Origin of the sequence: Bradyrhizobium sp. NAS80.1 (assembly GCF_001908205.1) — a bacterium.
GTDB lineage: Bacteria > Pseudomonadota > Alphaproteobacteria > Rhizobiales > Xanthobacteraceae > Bradyrhizobium.
Map to the genome: position 1 here is coordinate 1 of NZ_LGHL01000142.1, position 17,028 is coordinate 17,028.

19 protein-coding genes and 2 pseudogenes are annotated in these 17,028 nt (G+C 64.7%); 5 read left to right on the plus strand and 16 right to left on the minus strand.

The window, feature by feature from the left end; genetic code table 11:
* A pseudogene (locus AC629_RS29785) lies at positions 1 to 1,319 on the plus strand (homospermidine synthase); the annotation flags it as partial.
* A 203-nt stretch (positions 1,320 to 1,522) separates the two neighbouring features.
* Here the strand turns inward: AC629_RS29785 and AC629_RS29790 are convergent.
* The 11 genes and pseudogenes from AC629_RS29790 to AC629_RS29840 form a co-directional block, all read right to left on the minus strand.
* Positions 1,523 to 1,849: a hypothetical protein gene (locus AC629_RS29790; RefSeq protein WP_084808468.1), complete on the minus strand. Its 327-nt coding sequence runs from the start codon at positions 1,847 to 1,849 to the stop codon at positions 1,523 to 1,525.
* A 100-nt stretch (positions 1,850 to 1,949) separates the two neighbouring features.
* Positions 1,950 to 2,666: an MgtC/SapB family protein gene (locus AC629_RS29795; RefSeq protein ID WP_084808423.1), complete on the minus strand. Its 717-nt coding sequence runs from the start codon at positions 2,664 to 2,666 to the stop codon at positions 1,950 to 1,952.
* Between the two features lie 30 nt (positions 2,667 to 2,696).
* The gene (locus AC629_RS29800; RefSeq protein WP_084808424.1) at positions 2,697 to 3,716 is read right to left on the minus strand and encodes a WD40 repeat domain-containing protein; all 1,020 of its coding nucleotides are present in this window, start codon (positions 3,714 to 3,716) and stop codon (positions 2,697 to 2,699) included.
* Positions 3,716 to 4,765, minus strand: coding sequence for a CobW family GTP-binding protein (locus tag AC629_RS29805; RefSeq protein WP_084808425.1), 1,050 nt, complete (start codon positions 4,763 to 4,765; stop codon positions 3,716 to 3,718). The genes AC629_RS29800 and AC629_RS29805 overlap by 1 nt, the downstream gene beginning before the upstream one ends.
* A 56-nt stretch (positions 4,766 to 4,821) precedes the next feature.
* Positions 4,822 to 5,685, minus strand: a complete 864-nt coding sequence (locus AC629_RS29810) for a metal ABC transporter substrate-binding protein (RefSeq protein ID WP_084808426.1) — start codon at positions 5,683 to 5,685, stop codon at positions 4,822 to 4,824.
* 5 nt (positions 5,686 to 5,690) lie between these two features.
* On the minus strand, positions 5,691 to 6,560 hold the full coding sequence (locus tag AC629_RS29815; protein WP_084808427.1) for a metal ABC transporter permease: 870 nt from the start codon (positions 6,558 to 6,560) through the stop codon (positions 5,691 to 5,693).
* A 6-nt stretch (positions 6,561 to 6,566) separates the two neighbouring features.
* Positions 6,567 to 7,319 carry a metal ABC transporter ATP-binding protein gene (locus AC629_RS29820; RefSeq protein ID WP_084808428.1) on the minus strand — a complete coding sequence of 251 codons (753 nt, stop codon included), beginning with the start codon at positions 7,317 to 7,319 and terminating at the stop codon, positions 6,567 to 6,569.
* A 2-nt stretch (positions 7,320 to 7,321) separates the two neighbouring features.
* Positions 7,322 to 7,558 carry a hypothetical protein gene (locus AC629_RS49085; protein ID WP_084808429.1) on the minus strand — a complete coding sequence of 79 codons (237 nt, stop codon included), beginning with the start codon at positions 7,556 to 7,558 and terminating at the stop codon, positions 7,322 to 7,324.
* A gap of 44 nt (positions 7,559 to 7,602) precedes the next feature.
* Positions 7,603 to 8,105, minus strand: a pseudogene (locus AC629_RS50270) (hypothetical protein).
* Positions 8,102 to 8,713: a permease gene (locus AC629_RS29835; RefSeq protein ID WP_084808430.1), complete on the minus strand. Its 612-nt coding sequence runs from the start codon at positions 8,711 to 8,713 to the stop codon at positions 8,102 to 8,104. The pseudogene AC629_RS50270 and the gene AC629_RS29835 overlap by 4 nt, the downstream one beginning before the upstream one ends.
* Before the next feature lie 304 nt (positions 8,714 to 9,017).
* Complete coding sequence (locus tag AC629_RS29840) at positions 9,018 to 9,614, minus strand: superoxide dismutase (protein ID WP_084808431.1); 597 nt, start codon at positions 9,612 to 9,614, stop codon at positions 9,018 to 9,020.
* A gap of 244 nt (positions 9,615 to 9,858) precedes the next feature.
* Between AC629_RS29840 and AC629_RS29845 the strand changes: the two genes are divergently transcribed.
* The 3 genes from AC629_RS29845 to AC629_RS29855 all read left to right on the plus strand — a co-directional run bounded on the left by AC629_RS29845 (position 9,859) and on the right by AC629_RS29855 (position 12,378).
* Complete coding sequence (locus AC629_RS29845; RefSeq protein WP_084808432.1) at positions 9,859 to 10,386, plus strand: GNAT family N-acetyltransferase; 528 nt, start codon at positions 9,859 to 9,861, stop codon at positions 10,384 to 10,386.
* An 83-nt stretch (positions 10,387 to 10,469) separates the two neighbouring features.
* Entirely contained in the window at positions 10,470 to 11,870 is a 1,401-nt protein-coding gene (locus AC629_RS29850; protein WP_084808433.1) for an MATE family efflux transporter, read from the plus strand.
* Positions 11,871 to 11,937: 67 nt separating this feature from the next.
* Complete coding sequence (locus AC629_RS29855; RefSeq protein ID WP_084808434.1) at positions 11,938 to 12,378, plus strand: DUF2147 domain-containing protein; 441 nt, start codon at positions 11,938 to 11,940, stop codon at positions 12,376 to 12,378.
* A gap of 131 nt (positions 12,379 to 12,509) precedes the next feature.
* On the opposite strand, the gene AC629_RS29860 is transcribed toward AC629_RS29855, so the two are convergent.
* A complete protein-coding gene (locus tag AC629_RS29860; protein WP_084808435.1) occupies positions 12,510 to 13,655 on the minus strand; it encodes a DUF3095 domain-containing protein in 1,146 nt (381 codons plus the stop codon).
* 212 nt (positions 13,656 to 13,867) lie between these two features.
* On the opposite strand from AC629_RS29860, the gene AC629_RS29865 reads away from it, so the two are divergent.
* Positions 13,868 to 14,254, plus strand: a complete 387-nt coding sequence (locus AC629_RS29865) for a hypothetical protein (protein WP_084808436.1) — start codon at positions 13,868 to 13,870, stop codon at positions 14,252 to 14,254.
* A 101-nt stretch (positions 14,255 to 14,355) separates the two neighbouring features.
* On the opposite strand, the gene AC629_RS29870 is transcribed toward AC629_RS29865, so the two are convergent.
* The 4 genes from AC629_RS29870 to AC629_RS29885 form a co-directional block, all read right to left on the minus strand.
* Positions 14,356 to 14,565: a hypothetical protein gene (locus AC629_RS29870; protein WP_143199547.1), complete on the minus strand. Its 210-nt coding sequence runs from the start codon at positions 14,563 to 14,565 to the stop codon at positions 14,356 to 14,358.
* A gap of 128 nt (positions 14,566 to 14,693) precedes the next feature.
* The gene (locus tag AC629_RS29875; RefSeq protein ID WP_084808437.1) at positions 14,694 to 15,416 is read right to left on the minus strand and encodes an SDR family NAD(P)-dependent oxidoreductase; all 723 of its coding nucleotides are present in this window, start codon (positions 15,414 to 15,416) and stop codon (positions 14,694 to 14,696) included.
* The gene (locus AC629_RS29880) at positions 15,409 to 16,791 is read right to left on the minus strand and encodes a class I adenylate-forming enzyme family protein (protein ID WP_084808438.1); all 1,383 of its coding nucleotides are present in this window, start codon (positions 16,789 to 16,791) and stop codon (positions 15,409 to 15,411) included. The genes AC629_RS29875 and AC629_RS29880 overlap by 8 nt, the downstream gene beginning before the upstream one ends.
* The gene (locus AC629_RS29885) at positions 16,778 to 17,023 is read right to left on the minus strand and encodes an acyl carrier protein (RefSeq protein WP_074121533.1); all 246 of its coding nucleotides are present in this window, start codon (positions 17,021 to 17,023) and stop codon (positions 16,778 to 16,780) included. The genes AC629_RS29880 and AC629_RS29885 overlap by 14 nt, the downstream gene beginning before the upstream one ends.
* Between the last annotated feature and the right edge of the window lie 5 nt (positions 17,024 to 17,028).

Sequence of the window (17,028 nt, forward strand, 5' to 3'; positions counted from 1 at the left end):
ACCGTGATCGATCCCAAGGACGAGGGCCGCAGGGCACATTGCGMGAGAAGCACAATGTGCGCTTCATCCAGAAGGGCGTGACCAAGGACAATTATCGCGAATTGCTGACCCCGCTGCTCACTGAAGGTGGCGGCCAAGGTTTTTGCGTCAATCTCTCGGTCGATACCGGCTCTACCGACATCATGGAGCTCTGCAACGAACTTGGCGCTCTCTATATCGACACCGTCAACGAGCCCTGGCTCGGCTTCTATTTCGATTCTTCGAAGGGCCCGGAAGCGCGTTCCAACTACGCCCTTCGCGAAGTGACGCTGGCCGCCAAGAAGGCGCGCCCCGCGGGCTCGACGACGGCCGTCTCCTGCTGTGGCGCCAATCCCGGCATGGTCTCCTTTTTCGTCAAGCAGGCGCTACTCAATGTCGCCGCTGATCTGAAGCTCAATGCCCCCAAGCCGAAGATCAAAGCCGAATGGGCGGACTTGATGCGGCAGGCTGGCGTCAAGGGCATCCACATCGCCGAACGCGACACCCAGCGCTCCAAGTCGCCGAAAGAGCCGGACGTCTTCGTCAACACCTGGTCGGTGGAAGGTTTCCTGTCGGAAGGCGTGCAGCCGTCCGAACTCGGTTGGGGCACCCATGAAAAATGGATGCCGGAGAATGCGCATACCCACGAAGCTGGTTGCGGCGCCGCCATCTATCTGATGCAGCCCGGCGCCAACACACGCGTGCGCACCTGGTGCCCGACCCGCGGCGCGCAGTATGGCTTTCTCGTCACCCACAACGAGTCGATCTCGATCTCCGATTACTTCACGGTGCGTGACGCATCGGGCACGGCGATCTATCGGCCGACCTGCCACTATGCCTATCATCCGGCTGACGATGCCGTGCTGTCGCTGCATGAAATGTTCGGCCGCGCAGCGAAGATGCAGGAGAAGCACCACATCCTCGACGAGAACGAAATCGTCGATGGCATCGACGAACTCGGCGTGCTGCTGTACGGCCATGACAACAATGCCTACTGGTACGGCTCGCAACTCTCCATCGAAGAGACCCGCAAACTCGCGCCCTATCAGAACGCCACCGGCCTGCAGGTGACCTCCGCCGTGCTCGCCGGAATGGTTTGGGCACTGGAAAACCCGAACAAGGGCATCGTCGAAGCCGACGAGATGGATTTCGATCGTCTACTGGAAATCCAGATGCCGTATCTCGGCCCGGTGAAGGGCTTCTACACCGACTGGACGCCGCTGACGGATCGTCCGGGACTGTTTCCGGAAGATATCGATACGAGTGATCCGTGGCAGTTCCGGAACGTTCTGGTGCGCTGAGGTGACGCCTCTCCGCCTGTCATTCCGGGGCGGCGCGCAAGCGCCGAGCCCGGAATGTCGGCTCCGCACACGACCGTCATGCCCCGGCTTGACCGGGGCATCCAGTACGCCGCGGCTCATCCGCATCCCATCACCGCCTCTGGAATACTGGATCACCCGCTTTCGCGGGTGATGACACCGAGTGTGTGACTGCGGGCGCGGCGCTATTTCTCCTTGATCGGCGGCGCGACCTTCTCGGCCGGAGCCGGCGGTAACACCGACTTCGCGGCGCCTTGCGTCTGCGGCTCGGGGCGCGCGGGTTCGGGGGCAGGCGTCGTCGGCCGATCACCGCCGGGCTTGGCTTCCGCGGGGGCCTTGCTGTGATCGTCGGACGGTGTGCCCTGAAGCGGTTTCGTTGCCTGCGCCAGCTCCATCTGGCTTTCGGCACGGATCCGCTCCAGCGACAGGGCTGTTACCACGACGCCTGCTGCGAACAGCGAGAAGGCGATCATCAGGTCCAGTTTCAGTCTGCGCTTGTCATGATTACTCATGTCGATCACCGCACTTGTCCGCGGGATCAACGAATTTACCCGAGTGCGGTTCCGAGCCCGGTGAAGCGGGAACCGGACGCCTGCGCGCCCAAACGCCCGCTTACTCCGTAGTACTGACTTCCCAGGTGGCGTGGCGCACGCCCGGTTGATGCTGCAGGTCGGTCGCCACCGTGTTCAGCTCGTTCGGGTCGACCGCAGTCGCCACCAGTTTTGCGACGATCTCCAGGATATCGTCGCCGATCTCGACCACGTCGACATCGGCGACCGGATAATTCGCGGCCTCGAGCTTGTCGACGAGGCGGTCGCGCATGTCAGGCAAGGCGTCGGTCGCGACCGCGAGCTTGAAGTAATAGGTCGCCTCCAGCGCCTTTAAATTCAGCGGAATACGGTTGATGGCATTGACCAGAGGCCGCAGCATCGTGTTGCCGGCGATGATGAACACGGTCAGCACCGCGGCCTGGGCAACCAGGTCGGCACCGGCGCAGGAGCCGACGGCGGCAGAGGCCCACAACGTCGCCGCGGTATTGAGCCCGCGCACGTCCATGCCCTGCTTCATGATGACGCCGGCGCCGAGGAAGCCGATGCCGGAGACGACATAGGCGATCACCCGGACCGCACCGTCCGCACCCGTCAGATGCATGGCGAGATCGACGAAGGCGGCGGCGCCGACCGCGACCAGCACATTGGTACGCAGGCCCGCGGTACGCTGCCGATACTGCCGCTCGGCGCCGATCAGCGTGCCCAGCACAAAGGCCGTGAACAAGCTGATCAGCGTGTCGATGAAATCGGCAATCTGGAAGGTCGTCAGAAACCGCATGTGCCCATCTACGGTCAGAACGATGACAGATTAAAGCTCCAGCAGGCCGCCGTCCCCATTTTCATCGGCGAACGCAAGCAGCGTGCCCTTGGCGTTCCAGGCCAGCGCAGACACCGGCGGCGTGCCGTTGCGGCGAACCAGGATCTCGGCGCCGTCCTCCAATCGCACCATCAGCACGGTGCCGTCGCTGTAGCCGGCGGCGAGGATGTCGTTCTTCGGGTGACAGGCGACGACCGACACGCGCGCCTGCAGCGGAGCGAGCATCGCGGGCTCCTTGCCCATCGGGCCGTCCTTGCTCGCGAACGGCCACAGGATCACCGTGTCGGCGCCCGAGGTCGCCAGCGCCTTGCCGCCCGCGCTCCAGGACATCGAGCGGACACGGCCGGGATAGCCGGTCATGCGCATGTGGCGGTTATCCGCAAGGCGCCAGCCGTGCAGAGCCGCCTCGTGCATCGAGGTGACCAGAAACTTGTTGTCGGGGCTGAAGGTGACACCGAGATGCGAGCCGGCCCAGGGCAGGAATTCGGCTGTCGCGGCCATGTTCGGAAACCACAGCGTCGCGCCGTTGTAATGCGCGATCGCGAGACGCAGGCCCTTCGGCGCAAACGCAAGCCCGCCGACCGTCGAGGGCACGTCGATCGATTTCTCCTCGTTCTTGCCGCTCTTGACGGAAGCCGTCTTGCCGGCCGACCAGGCGAAAGCGCCGTCCGGATGCAGCGCCACCGCGTCGATCCAGCGCCGCTTCGGGTCGGTGGCGAGCAGCGTCACCTCGCCCTTGGCATCGAGCGACACGACCTTGCCGTCGTCGCCGCCCACCACCAGGCGCTTGCCGTCGGAGGCGGTCGAAAGAATGGCGCCGCTGTGAACGGCGACCGTGGTGAACTCGCCCTTGGCGTCGACCAGCGCGACGTTCTCCTCACCGCCGACGAAGGCGGCGCGGTCGGCGAGAAAATGCACCGACGTCACGCCCATTCCGAGCGCGACCGGCTTGACGCGGTCGGTAACGGAAACGATCGAGGCGGACTCGGGGGCCGGCGTAAACTCTTTCATCACGAGACGATGCAGCTCTCAAAACCCTTGCGAATGACCTCTTCCGGCAATTCGCGGCCAATGAAGATGAGGCGGCTCTCGCGCGGCTCGCCCTCCTTCCACTTCCGCTGGTGGTTGCCCTCCAGCATCATGTGCACGCCCTGGAAGACGTAGCGGTCGTCGTCATCATGGAAGGCGAGGATGCCCTTGGAGCGCAGGATCTTGCCGCCCTCCACCTGCACCAGGTTCTGGAGCCAGGGCATGAATACGTTCGGATCGAGCGGCTTGTCGGTCTTGAGCGCCAGCGACTGCATGTCCTCGTCGTGATAGTGCTTCAGGCCATGGCCGTGATCATGGTGGTGATGATCGTGGCCGTCGTGGTGGTGATGATCATGGTCGTGGTCATGATCGTCGGCCTCCAGGAAATCCGGCTCGATGTCGAGGATGCGGTCGAGGTCGAACGCGCCGCGGTCGAGCACATCGGCCAGCGCCACCGAGCAGCGCTCGGTGCGGTGGAGCTTCGCATAGGGATTGATGCCGCGGATGCGGGCCTCGACCTCGGCGAGCTCGGGCTTGGTGACGAGATCGGTCTTGTTCAGCACGATCACGTCGGCAAAGGCAATCTGGTTCTTGGCCTCGGGCGCGTCCTTGAGCCGGTCGGACAGCCATTTGGCGTCGGCGACCGTGACGACCGCATCGAGCCGGGCGTTCTTCTGCACGTCCTCGTCGACGAAGAAGGTCTGGGCGACGGGCGCCGGATCGGCAAGGCCCGTGGTCTCGACGATGATGGCATCGAACTTGCCCTTGCGCTTCATCAACCCGTCCATGATGCGAACGAGGTCGCCGCGCACGGTGCAGCAGATGCAGCCGTTGTTCATCTCAAACACTTCCTCATCGGCGCCGATGATGAGGTCGTTGTCGATGCCGATCTCGCCGAATTCGTTGACGATGACGGCGTATTTCTTGCCGTGGTTTTCCGACAGGATGCGGTTCAAAAGCGTGGTCTTGCCGGCACCGAGATAGCCGGTCAGAACGGTCACAGGAATTTTTTGGGAGGTCGCTTCAGACATAACAACTCCGAGGTCGGGCTTTTTCGGCGCGACGCGAGGCGGGGTGGCCCCCTGCCCTAATGGTCAAGCGCGCTGGTCAGGGCCTTTATATTGTGCCTGACCATGTCAATGTAAGTGGGTGCATGCCCCTTTTCGCCCGTTAAACCGTCCGAAATCAGGGTCCCGCCGACCTTTGCGCCGGTCTCGGCCGCGATCCGCCGGATCAGCCGGTCGTCGCTGATATTCTCCAGGAAGACAGCCGGGATTTTCTGGGCCTTGATCTGACCGATGATGGCCGCGATGTCCCGCGCACTGGGCTCGGTTTCCGTGGAGACCCCCAGGGGCGCGATGAACTGGATACCGTATTCGGCGGCGAAATAGCCGAAGGCGTCGTGCGTGGAGATCACCTTGCGACGCTCCGGCGGGATTTTGGCCACGGCCTCGCGGACCTCGCGGTCGAGCGTTTCGAGCTTTTCCAGATAGGCCTTTGCCTGCGCGCGGAAGACATCCGCATTCTCCGGATCAGCCGTGGCCAGCGCATCGGCGATGTCGGTCACGTAGATCCTAGCGTTGGGGACGGACTGCCAGGCATGGGGATCGGCGGCCGAACCGAGCTTCAGGGGCGCGATGCCGGCGCTCGCGGTAACCACCTGCGCCTTGGCTCCGGAGGACTGCACGAGCCGCGGCAGCCAGCCCTCCAGCCCAAGCCCGTTGACGATGACGAGTTTCGCCTCCGCGATCCGCTTCGCATCGCCCGGCGCGGGCGTATAGACGTGCACGTCGCTGTCCGCCCCTACCAGCGTCGTCAGATTGATACGGTCGCCGCCAACGTTGCGGACGAAATCGGCAAGGATCGAGAAGCTCGCGACGACGTTGAGCCGTTCAGCCGCGTGCAGCGGCGAGACGATCATCAGCGAGGCAAGGAGCAGAAGGAAGCGCATGGCCCTCACGCTTCCAGATGCCGACCGGGAAACATCTGCCTGACGACGCCGCCGACACGGCCGAACAGGACGGAGACGACGTAGAACACCGTCGCCACCAGGATGATCGCAGGGCCCGAGGGCACCCGGGTCTGGAACGACAGCGCGAGGCCGGCGTAGCCCGAGACGGCGGCGGCGATCACGGCGATGCAGATCATGGCTGTGAGATCGCGTGACCAGAACCGCGCAATGCCGGCAGGCAGGATCATCAGGCCGACCGCCAGCAAGGTGCCGAGCGCCTGGAAGCCGTTGACGAGGTTGATGACGACGAGCGCGAGGAAAGCGAGATGCGCAGGTCCGCCGGCCCGGCTCACGGTGCGCAAAAATAGTGGATCGACACTCTCGATCACCAGCGGGCGGTAGATCACCGCGAGCACCACGAGCGTGATCGTGGCGTTGAAAGCCACCATCAGCAGCGTCTGATCGTCCATCGCGAGAATGTTGCCGAACAGCACGTGCAACAGGTCGATATTGGTGCCCTTGAGCGAGACGATGGTCACACCCAGCGCCAGCGACGCCAGATAGAAGGTCGCAAGCGAAGCGTCCTCCTTCAACCCGGTCGAGCGCGCGACCACGCCGGCGAGGATCGCAACCGCAAAGCCGGCGATCAGCCCGCCGGCCGTCATCGCAAACAGATTGAGGCCGGAGAGCAGGAAGCCGACCGCCGCGCCCGGCAGGATCGCATGGGCCATGGCATCGCCGACGAGGCTCATCCGCCGCAGCATCAGGAATACGCCGATCGGCGCGCCTGCGAGCGACAACGCGACGACCGCTGCGAGCGCACGCCGCATGAACTCGAATTCGGTGAACGGGCCGATCAGAACGTCATGGATCATGGGACGTCACGCTGCCTGTGAGCGTCCATCCTCGGCGCAGGCCGTGGCACTGTCATCGAAGGCCTCGCACATCCGCATCGCCACCATCAGGTTTTCCGGCGTCAGCACCTCTGCCGTCGGTCCCCACGCCACGGGGCCGCGCGCCAGCACCAGCGTCTCGCTGAAGTGCGTGCGCACCATCTCCATGTCGTGCAGCGCGGCGAGCACGGTGCGGCCCTCGCCGTGCCAGTGTTTCACCAGCGCGAGCAGGTCGACCGTTGTCTTGCTGTCGATCGCGTTGAAGGGTTCGTCGAGCACGATCAGGCGCGCGTCCTGGAGCAGCACGCGCGCGAACAGCACGCGCTGCATCTGCCCACCGGAGAGTGTGCCGATCGGACGATTCTCGAAGCCATTGAGGCCAACGGCCGCGATCGCGCGGAGGATCTTTTCGCGCGCAGCCTTGCCGATGCCACCGAACAGGCCGGTCCCGCGCCACAGTCCGGTGCCGACGAAGTCGAACACCGAGATCGGGAAGCTGCGGTCGATCTCCGCGCTCTGCGGCAGATAGGCGATGTCCCTGCTATCGAGCCCGCCAAGATGAATGCTGCCGTCGAGCGGCTTGAGGATTCCGACGATGCCGCGCAGCAGCGTCGACTTGCCAGCACCGTTCGGGCCGATCACGGCGACCAGCGCGCCAGGCACGACCTCGCCGTTGAGATGATGCACGGCCGGATGGCGGTCGTAGCCGAGCGTGACGTTATGAAAGTGCAGCGCTGCCATGGTCACCTCATCGCCAGCCAAACGATGCCCCAGAGCACGGCGCAGACGGCGGCCGCGGCCGAAAGACGGCCTGCCAGGGTCATGCGCAAGATCGACCAGGGCGCGTCCTGGGCCGGATGCGGAGAGGCCGCATCGTGGACATGGGCGTGGGTGTGGTCGTGCCCGTGCGAATGCCCGTGGCCATGGGAATGGCCATGAGCATGGTCGTGATGATGGGCGTGGGACGCGGCGGGAACCATTCCAAGGACGTTATATTATAACATTACCCGTGTCCACGCCCGGCTCAGGGCTTGCCGATCACCATCGCGATGGCTGCCGCCACGAACGGGAACGGCACCGACACCGCACAGCGGAACCAGACGAAACGGGCCGGCATGAACGGAATTTCCCACAAAATCACCCGCTGGAACGCGAACAGGGCCCAGGCGACGACATAGGCGACCACCTGCGGCACCCCGCCACCCGATTTCAGCGCCACGGTGCCGATGGAAAAGCCGATCACCGGGCCGCCGGGGGGTGGCGGCGCCCGCGAACACGGCAGTCGCGACCCCGAGCCAGCCGCTGTCCGGACCGAGCCAGCCGGTGATCACCTCCTGCGGGATGATGGCAGCGATGTAGCCGGAGCCGATCACGCCCAGCGCAATGCGCGGCACGATGTTGATGAAGTCCATCGAGCCTTCGCGCAGCGAGGCCTTGAACACGGGGGGGACCGCGGCGGAAGGCGATCAGGCCGACGCCGAATACCGAACCCCACAACAGAATATCGATGAGGAGTGCCGCGCTCACGCCGCCCCCTCGTCGCTTGCGCGCTTCGGATAGACCCGGACATAGACGAAGCGGCCGAGCGCGCCAGCGAGCACCGGCAGTGGCAGCGAGATCAGAATGCGCCACAGCGTGAAGTCGGTGCCCATGATCGGGATTTCCCAGGCGACCGCGCGGCCGTAACCGATCAGCGTCCAGCTCACGACCATGGCGATGGTGGCGCCGAAATCGGCGCCGACCGCGAGCAGCGCGCTCGCCACCGGATAGGCGGTGAAGGGGCCACCGGGCAGGATCGCACCGAAGGCGGTGCCGATCAAAAGGCCCATTAGGCCGGATTTCGGTCCGAGCGAGCGCGAGACTTTTTCGTGCGGCAGGATTTCCGAGATGAACGCCCCGAGCAGGCAGCCCGCCAGCACGCGCGGCAGGATGCCGCCGAACAGCGAGAGATCGTGGGTTAGAATCTCCAGGACACCGTCAGTGCCGTCGCGCCGCCAGACCAGCGCAGCGCTCACCGCCACAAGAGCCGCGATGATGATCGTCGACCAGCCAATCGGCTTTCGCGCACGCCCCGGCCGCGGCTCGGATTCGGCGTCCTCGGCAGGCGCCGGCGGTTTCGGGGAAGAGTCTAACAACGGGCTTGGTCGGCTCGAGGGTGATGCCCCTCCTGATTAAGGGCGCCGCCCACGCGATGCAAACAGTACGATGATGGAAGTGATGCGCGCCTCGCGCAGGGCCATGCGGGGAAGCTGCGAATTCCGCACAGCAAAAAGGCGGCCGCGCATGCGGCCGCCTTTTTCTATTCTGTCATTCCGGGGCGGCGCGCCAGTGCCGAGCCCGGAATCCATCGGGCGTCAGCCCGTGCGGAGAAATGGATTCTCAGATGCGCAATTGCGCATCATAGCTCGCGCTTCGCGCGCCCCGGAATGACTCCAGATGCTACGCCTTCTCGAACAGGGACTCGACGTATTCCCAGTTCACGAGGTTCTCGACGAACGCCTTGAGATAGTCCGGACGGCGGTTGCGATAGTCGATGTAGTAGGAGTGCTCCCAGACGTCGCAGCCGAGGATCGGCGTGGCACCGTGCACCAGCGGATTCTCGCCATTCGGGGTCTTGGAGATTTCGAGCTTGCCGTTCTTGACCTGGAGCCAGCACCAGCCGGAGCCGAACTGGCCGACGCCGGCCGCCTGGAAGTCGGTCTTGAACTTCTCGAAGCCGCCGAGGTCCTCGTTGATCTTCTTCTCGAGCTTGCCGGGCAGCTTGGTGCCGCCGCCGTTCGGCTTCATCCAGCTCCAGAAGTGGATGTGGTTGTAGTGCTGGCCGGCATTGTTGAACACCGCGGGGTTCTTGCCGAACGAGCCCTTGACGATCTCCTCAAGGGACTTGCCTTCCCATTCGGTGCCCTTGAGCGCGTTGTTGCCGTTGGTGACGTAGGCCTGATGATGCTTGTCGTGGTGGAATTCCAGCGTCTCCTTTGACATGAACTGGCCGAGGGCGTCATAGGCGTAAGGGAGAGGGGGCAGCGTAAAGGTCATGGGTTCTTGTCCGCAACTGGGTGGGGAACTGGCTTAACGGGGACTCTTATAGAAGGTTCCTGCGATGTTAAATACCGTCAATTTGCGAAAACGCCTGATGCGAGGCATGGCTTGGATGCACAACTTTGCCGCAGGCAAGCCGACATTCACACCGGCTTGATCGTTCGTCGCAAAATATCATTGCCTTTGAACCGCTTATGACAGAACGAATGCACCACGCGGCCGAAATGCGAAAGAGAGAGCCATGAGCGTCGAGATCGACATTTTGAACGGCGACGCCTCATGGTCGATCGCAAAGCCGCTGCATCAGTCGGTCTGGGGACCGGCGATGGTCGAGAAGCAGCCCTGGGGCCATGTTAAGTGGGCCAATGCCGATCTTCGCGTGCTGATCGAGACGCCCGAGGACGGCCTCGTCTGCCATGTCGGCATCTACTTCCGCACCATCAGCTGGAACGGCCGCAAGGTGCATGTCGGCGGCATTGGCGGCGTCTGCACGCGCGAGGACCGCCGTTGCCGCGGTTACGCAACCATGGCGATCGACGCGGCGGTGCACACCATGCGGGCCAATGAGGCAGTCCGCTTCGCGATCCTGTTCTGCGAACCGCACAACTTCGCGTTCTACGAGGCCCGCAAATGGCAACCATTTACGGGCGAGGTCTATTGCGAGCAGCCGGAGGGGCGGATTCGCTTCGACTACATGGCGCCCTACGTCTTCGACATCGTCCGCGCGCCGACGCTGGGCACGATAGACCTATGCGGCCTGCCCTGGTGAGGCCTGCGTGACCAGAGGGCTGGTGCTGGCGTCGTCCGCCCTGTAATATGTCGGTCATCATCCAATTTTCTACCCGGTGAGACATGACGATCGACGCCCCCATAGACGCCGCGCCGCCGCGTGCCCCGGTCGCCTCTCCCATCGCCAGCCTGCTGACCGCGCCGATCCTGCCGATGCTGCTGCGTCTGGCGATCCCCAACATGATCGCGATGGTCGGCAGCACGCTGGTTGCGATCGCCGAGACATCCTATATCGGCCGGCTCGGCACCATTCCGCTCGCCGCGATCGCGCTGGTGTTTCCGTTCGCGATGCTGACGCAGATGATGAGCGCGGGCGCGATGGGTGGCGGCGTCTCCTCGGCGATCAGCCGGGCGCTGGGCGCGGGGAAACGTGACCGCGCCGCGATGCTGGCGCTGCATGCCGCCATCATCGGCCTCTGCGGCGGGCTGTTCTTCATGGTGATGATGCTCGTCTTCGGCCGCGCATTCTTCACGCTGCTCGGCGGGCGCGACCGCGTGCTCGAGGAGGCCTGCGGCTATTCACAGGTGCTGTTCTCCGGCGCCATCGCGATCTGGCTCGTCAACACGCTGGCCTCGGTGATCCGCGGCACCGGCGACATGCGCCTGCCGTCGATGACGCTGATCGGGGCGAGCCTGGTGCAGGTCGCGCTTGGCGGCACGCTCGGGCTCGGCCTGTTGGGCGTGCCGCAATTCGGCATGCCCGGCGTTGCCGCCGGCCAGTTGATCGCGTTCACCAGCGCCGCGATCTTCTTCCTCTGGTATCTCCTGTCGGGCCGCAGCCGGCTGCCGCTGAATTTGCGCGCATTCCATTTCGAGCGCGCGATGTTCTTCGACATCCTCAAGGTCGGCGCGGTGGCCTGCCTGTCGCCGCTCCAGACCGTGCTCACCATTCTGATCTTCACCAAGATCCTCTCAACCTTCGGGACCGAGATGCTGGCCGGCTATGGCATCGGCTCGCGGCTGGAATTCTTGCTGATCCCGATCACCTTCGCCTTCGGCATCGCCTCGGTGCCGATGGTCGGCATGGCGATCGGCGCGGGACAATTAAAGCGCGCGCGGCGCGGCGCCTGGACGGCTGCCGCAGCATCCGGCCTCACGGTCGGCCTGATCGGCCTCGTTGTCGCGCTCGATCCGTCGCTGTGGGTCTCGCTCTTCACCCGGGACCCCGGCGTCACCGCCGCGGCGCACAGCTACTTCCACTGGGCCGGCCCGGCCTTCGTGTTCTTCGGCATCGGCGTATCGCTGTACTTCTCCTCGCAAGGCGCGGCCCGCGTCGGCGGACCGGTGCTGGCCTCCACGGCTCGGCTTCTGATCGTCGCCATCGGGGGTATCAGCCTCGTCATGGCGCAGGCGCCGGCATGGACCTTGTTCGCGCTCGTCGGCGGCGCAATGGTCGTGTTCGGGCTCTCGACGGCAGCCTCGGTCGCCCTTCGTCCGTTGGGGCAAATGAGCGCAGGAATGTGATTCCATCCAGCGTTGCACTATCCTGCCGGGCTGCTATGGAGACGCCTCCATTTTCGGGGCCCTCTCCATGTTCAACCGATTCGCCATCCTCTCCGTCGTCCTGGCTGCGCTGTCTGGCGCGACTGCCGCGCATGCACAGAGCGCCGATGCCAGCGGCACCTGGCTCACCCAGGCCGGCGACGCGCGCGTGAAGATCAGCAAATGCGGCGGCGGCATCTGCGGCGTCATCGTCTGGCTGCGCGAACCGTACGACACTGCGACCGGCCAGCCGGCCACCGACAGCAAAAATCCCAATCCCGCGCTCGCCAGGCGTCCGATGATTGGCTTGCCGTTGTTCAGCGCGATGCAGCCGTCCGGTCCAAGCAAATGGTCGGGCCAGATCTACAATGCCGATGATGGCAGCACCTATGCGAGCAGCGTCACCGTGAGCGGCGCAGACTCGCTGCGGGTCGAAGGCTGCGTCGGCGCGCTCTGCGGCGGCGAGACCTGGACGCGCGCGGGGCACTAGCGGGCTATCGTGTCCCGGACGCGATGCGGCGCGAAGCGCTGCTTCGAAGAGCCGGGCCCCACACAATTATGGGCCCCGGCTCAGCAGCGCATCATTTCATGCTGCGCTGCGTCCGGGGCACGAGAGCGGCGCTACGCCATCATCGCCTTCAGCGCCGTTGCGGCCGAGGCGTAGCCGCCCCGCGCACCGTCGATGAAGTGCACGTGGTCGCTGCGCAGCGCCGACGGCGTGAAGCAGGTCATCATCGCGGCATCCTGCCGATGAAGCCCGTAGCGCACGATGCCGTCGCGCGCAGCCGATACGAGACGATCGCTGAGGGCGCGCTCGAGCTCGGGCGTGCAGTCGAGGATCATGCGCAGGCCATCGTCGTACTTTCGGAAGTCGGAATTCTCGACCAGCTGGCGCTTGTAGAGTTTCGGCGCGAAACCGCCGACCTTCAGGTCGAAACGCATGATCAGATAGACGAACAGCGTGTAGGCCAGCACACTGGCACGTCGCGTGAACAGCGAACCACCGCGCCTGGTGCGAGCCTCATAGTCCAGCCCCTGCGGCGGCCATTTCAGCGGCGGTCCCTGCGGTGGCACCGGACGGGCGCCATCCGGGCTGCGCTCGACGAGTTGGATGATGTCCTCGATCACCTTGCGAAAGGCCAACGGGTCGGCGCCGCGCGCCGGCATCACCAGCACCGACAGGATCAGTCCGCGCGAAGCCGGAATCACCTCGAAGCGGCAGGATAGGCCGGAGAGATCGGGTTGCGTGCCGGCGGGCGCTTCCGCGACCGCAAACTCGCCGCGCTTCATCGCGGCGTCAGCCCAGGCGAGCCCGCCGCCGGAGAACATCGCATAGGATAGATTGGCCGACGGACCGAAGCGCGCGACGCGCACGTCAGGACCCTGCGCGCGGATGGCGTTCACCGGCACCAGCGCAACGCGCATCTTCAGATCGAGATCTTCCCGTACCCAGGTCGCGGTCGCGGCAAGGGCCTCGCGGGCGGCCTCGACATCGTGAGGCGCGACCGCAAAGCTCGCGCCATCACCGCCGAACACGAAAGGGAATTCCCGCCCCTCCAGCGCATTGGTCACGGACGCGATCACGGCGGCACCGGCCATGTTGACCGCCTTGTAGCGCTGCGCCGCGATTGCCTTGGTGGAATCGACTATGTCGGCGACGCCGATGCTCCAGTCGTCCGGGAGCGGCGAATAGAGCACGGGATCCATCAGGCTGGCGAAGCCGCGGAAGACCGGAATGTCGCCGTAAAAAGATTCGCCTGATGTCATCGGATGATGCCGGATGGTTGGAACGCGCGTTCGAGATACGTGGCAGGATCGATCCGGGTTCACCAGCCGGCGCGCCCTTTCAATCATTGGCCGAAACCGGCCCGGACAACAAGATGAGGCCGCGCGGCAATGCCGCAGCCAGTTATTGATCGGCATCAAATGGCAAGGACGGAAGAGCGACTATGATCGGGTTAACTCAGGGGTTACGCGGGATGATCGAAGTGTCCGACTTCGGCAACAAGGACTCCACCGCTCCGGTACGACGGCGCAAGAAGCGCGATCCGGTCAGCGCGGTCAAGATGCCGGAAGGGCTGACCGCGGCCGTCGATGCTTGGGCCGAAGCCCATCACCTGTCGCGCTCGGACGCGATCTGCAAGCTGGTCGAGCTGGCCCTCAGGATCGCGCCTCCGGTACTCCCGTCAGCGCACCCGATCGCCTCGGACGCCGGCAGGATCGAGGAGCTGGCGGTGCACGAGATCAAGGCGCTGCTCGATCCCGCCTTGCCGGCCGACGAACGCGAGCGCCGCATCCGCCGCCTCACGGAGGGGCCGCCGGAATTCTCACACGAACGGATTGACCTGCCGAAGCAGCGGTCGTGAACGCGCCGAGAGCGTTCTCGAGCAAAGTCGACCGGTTCGCGTAAAGAGAACGCGTCAAAACAAGTATCTGGAGCCCCGTTCCGATCGGTACAGAATTGGCTCTAGTGCAGCTTCTCATCCTGACGCTTGCGCAGGGCATCCAGAGACGCGTCGTGACAGCCGACCAGCCGAACGAATTGCTGCGGATACATCTGGTAGCCGTGGCCACCGGAATTCTGATGCGCCATCGGCGGGCAGTGAATGTCGCCCGGCTCCGCGCGCGATTGCTCGGTACGACCTGGGCTTGAGGCGGTCATGTCTGGCGTGGTCATGGACTGCACCCTGTCGATTAGGGCAGATCGATTGACGTAACCCAATCGATTGCGGGGCATCTTACGACCAAATCCGGCTGAATGTCATTGGGCCAGATCAACGCAATTGTGTGGCTGCAGAGTTCCGCTTACGCCGTGTTGCCCGCGTCGACCGTGAACACGGTGCCGGTCACGTTGCGGCCGCCCTCCCCCAAGAGATACTCCACCATGCGCGCGACATCGTCCGTCTCCGGCAGGCGACGCAGCGCGCTGCGGCTGGTGATGCGCTTGCGACCCTCGTCGGAGAGATTGTGCGTGAGCTCGGTATCGATGAAGCCCGGCGCGATCGCGTTCACGGTGATGCCGAGCTTGCCAACCTCGCGCGCGAGCGAACGGGTGAAGCCCGTCGCGGCGGCCTTGGTCGCGCCATAGACCGACAGACCGTTATAGCCGGTGGTGGCGATGATCGAGGAGATGTTGATGATGCGGCCGGCGCCATCGGCCATCATCTGCCGCGCGACGTATTTGGTGAGGATGATCGGCGACAGCACGTTGAGCTGCACCAGCGCCTCGATCTCGGAATTGTGCATGGTCGCGAGCAGGCCTTCAGTACCGAGGCCGGCATTGTTGACGAGACCGTAGATCGTGCCGAACTCATCGCGAACGAGCTTGGCGAAGGCGGGAATCGCATCGATCACCGCGAGGTCGCAGGCACGGAAATGCAGGCGGCCGTCTGACTCAGCGATAGCAGCCTTGAGCTCATCGCTCTGGCGCCGCGCCGCCGCGATCACGTTGTAGCCGGCGCCAACGAGGCGCATGCCGATCGCAAGGCCGATGCCGCGGCTGCCGCCGGTGACGAGGACATTATGCATCGGTGCGCGCCAGTTTGCCGGCCGGAGTGACGTCGAGCGCCTCGACGAAGCGGATCACCGCCGGCACCTTGTGCGAGGCGAGCTGCGCGCGGCACTGATCCAGGATCTGGCCGCGGATCTCCTTCGCCCGCGCCGGATCGGTACCGTCGGCGAGGATCACGTCGGCAACGACGATGCCGCCGGTGATCGGGCTGCGGCGCGATTTGGCCCGCGACATCCGCACGTCGGGATGGCGGTTGATCACCGCCTCGATCTCTTCAGGATGAACCTTCAGCCCGCCGATATTGATGATGCCGCCGCGGCGGCCCACGAAATAGTAACGGTCGCCGCGCAATTCGACGATGTCTCCGCTGTCGACAAACCCGTCATCATCGGTGAGTGCGGCGGCATTGCTGCCAATGTAGGCGTGCGCCGTGCGCGTCGAGCGGATGCGCAGCGAGCCGTCGACGACCTTCATCTCGACGCCATTGCGGTTGCCGAGATAGTCGGCCGGGAAGCCTTCGAGCCCGTCATTGACCGCGAAGCCGACGCCGGCCTCGGTCGAGGCGTAGGCGTGCCCGACGGAAGAGTTCGGGAATGCCGCCTTCAGGCCGTCGAGCACCGCCTGGTCGGCGATCTCGCCGGAGAGGCGGACATAGCGCGGCGAGAACTGCGCGGCCGAGCCGCTCATCAGCAGTTTGCGCCAGTGCGAGGGAGTGCCGGAGATGTGGGAAACCGCGCGCGCGTTCAGCCGTGCGACGTGACCGGCGAGCGCCTCGTGCGGGTCCGACAATACCATCGAGCCGCCGGAGAGAACGGCGCGGAGGAAAATCTGCAAGCCGCCATAGCGGCGGATGTCGTAGAATGTCGCCCATACCGGCGCGGGTCCCTTCGCAGGACCTTCGGCGACGATAGCGCCTGTGAGCGCTTCCAGCGTATGGCCGACGATTTTCGGTACCCCTGAGGTGCCCGAAGTGAGCATCAGCCATTCGGTGGGGCGCTCGGTCCTGGCCGGCGCGGTGGCCTTGAGCGGCAATTGCGCGGTGACGACCAGCGCGATGCCGGTATCGGCCCAGCGATCGGGCTCGTCGGTGACGACCGCATCGATCCCGGCATCCGCGATCAACGCGTCGAGATGCGCCGGATTGATATCCGGCGGACACAACAGCATGCGACGGACGATGCCGTCGAGCTCGATCATGACAAGGCCGGACCGAAGCTGATCGGACAATTTCAGCAGGACCGCGCGGCCGGACAATTCGCGCAGGCGGCCGCCCAGCACCGTCTGCGAGAGGATATCCGTTAGCGACACGACATGGTGCGCATCGGACAGCGTGCGGCCCGTCAGCTCCGCGCCGAGATGGTCGCGGAGCGCAAAGATCTCACGCGGGGACATTTTCGTAGGCCCGCACGAAATCGCCCACGGTGGCGGGGAACGCTGCGTCCTCGGAAATGGTGAAGGGGTCAACGCCGGTCTCGTCTTCGAGGCGCGCGACCAGAATCGCGAAGGCGAGCGAGTCGAAGCCCGTCTCGTGCAGGGACAGATCGTCCGAGAGTTCGGGAAGCGTGACGTGCTGCTCTTTGGCGATCTGCCTGATCGCTTCAATAACCTTAGACTTTACCGACATGGCTG

Bases quoted from the DNA above. Each gene is read 5' to 3' on its own strand.
- AC629_RS29875 (WP_084808437.1), bottom strand. From the start codon at position 15,416: ATGCATAATGTCCTCGTCACCGGCGGCAGCCGCGGCATCGGCCTTGCG.
- AC629_RS29885 (WP_074121533.1), bottom strand. From the start codon at position 17,023: ATGTCGGTAAAGTCTAAGGTTATTGAAGCGATCAGGCAGATCGCCAAA.
- AC629_RS29810 (WP_084808426.1), bottom strand. From the start codon at position 5,685: ATGCGCTTCCTTCTGCTCCTTGCCTCGCTGATGATCGTCTCGCCGCTG.
- AC629_RS29795 (WP_084808423.1), bottom strand. From the start codon at position 2,666: ATGCGGTTTCTGACGACCTTCCAGATTGCCGATTTCATCGACACGCTG.
- AC629_RS29870 (WP_143199547.1), bottom strand. From the start codon at position 14,565: ATGACCACGCCAGACATGACCGCCTCAAGCCCAGGTCGTACCGAGCAA.
- AC629_RS29855 (WP_084808434.1), top strand. From the start codon at position 11,938: ATGTTCAACCGATTCGCCATCCTCTCCGTCGTCCTGGCTGCGCTGTCT.
- AC629_RS29790 (WP_084808468.1), bottom strand. From the start codon at position 1,849: ATGAGTAATCATGACAAGCGCAGACTGAAACTGGACCTGATGATCGCC.
- AC629_RS29850 (WP_084808433.1), top strand. From the start codon at position 10,470: ATGACGATCGACGCCCCCATAGACGCCGCGCCGCCGCGTGCCCCGGTC.
- AC629_RS29865 (WP_084808436.1), top strand. From the start codon at position 13,868: ATGATCGAAGTGTCCGACTTCGGCAACAAGGACTCCACCGCTCCGGTA.
- AC629_RS29860 (WP_084808435.1), bottom strand. From the start codon at position 13,655: ATGACATCAGGCGAATCTTTTTACGGCGACATTCCGGTCTTCCGCGGC.
- AC629_RS29820 (WP_084808428.1), bottom strand. From the start codon at position 7,319: ATGGCAGCGCTGCACTTTCATAACGTCACGCTCGGCTACGACCGCCAT.
- AC629_RS49085 (WP_084808429.1), bottom strand. From the start codon at position 7,558: ATGGTTCCCGCCGCGTCCCACGCCCATCATCACGACCATGCTCATGGC.
- AC629_RS29840 (WP_084808431.1), bottom strand. From the start codon at position 9,614: ATGACCTTTACGCTGCCCCCTCTCCCTTACGCCTATGACGCCCTCGGC.
- AC629_RS29845 (WP_084808432.1), top strand. From the start codon at position 9,859: ATGAGCGTCGAGATCGACATTTTGAACGGCGACGCCTCATGGTCGATC.
- AC629_RS29800 (WP_084808424.1), bottom strand. From the start codon at position 3,716: ATGAAAGAGTTTACGCCGGCCCCCGAGTCCGCCTCGATCGTTTCCGTT.
- AC629_RS29815 (WP_084808427.1), bottom strand. From the start codon at position 6,560: ATGATCCATGACGTTCTGATCGGCCCGTTCACCGAATTCGAGTTCATG.
- AC629_RS29880 (WP_084808438.1), bottom strand. From the start codon at position 16,791: ATGTCCCCGCGTGAGATCTTTGCGCTCCGCGACCATCTCGGCGCGGAG.
- AC629_RS29805 (WP_084808425.1), bottom strand. From the start codon at position 4,765: ATGTCTGAAGCGACCTCCCAAAAAATTCCTGTGACCGTTCTGACCGGC.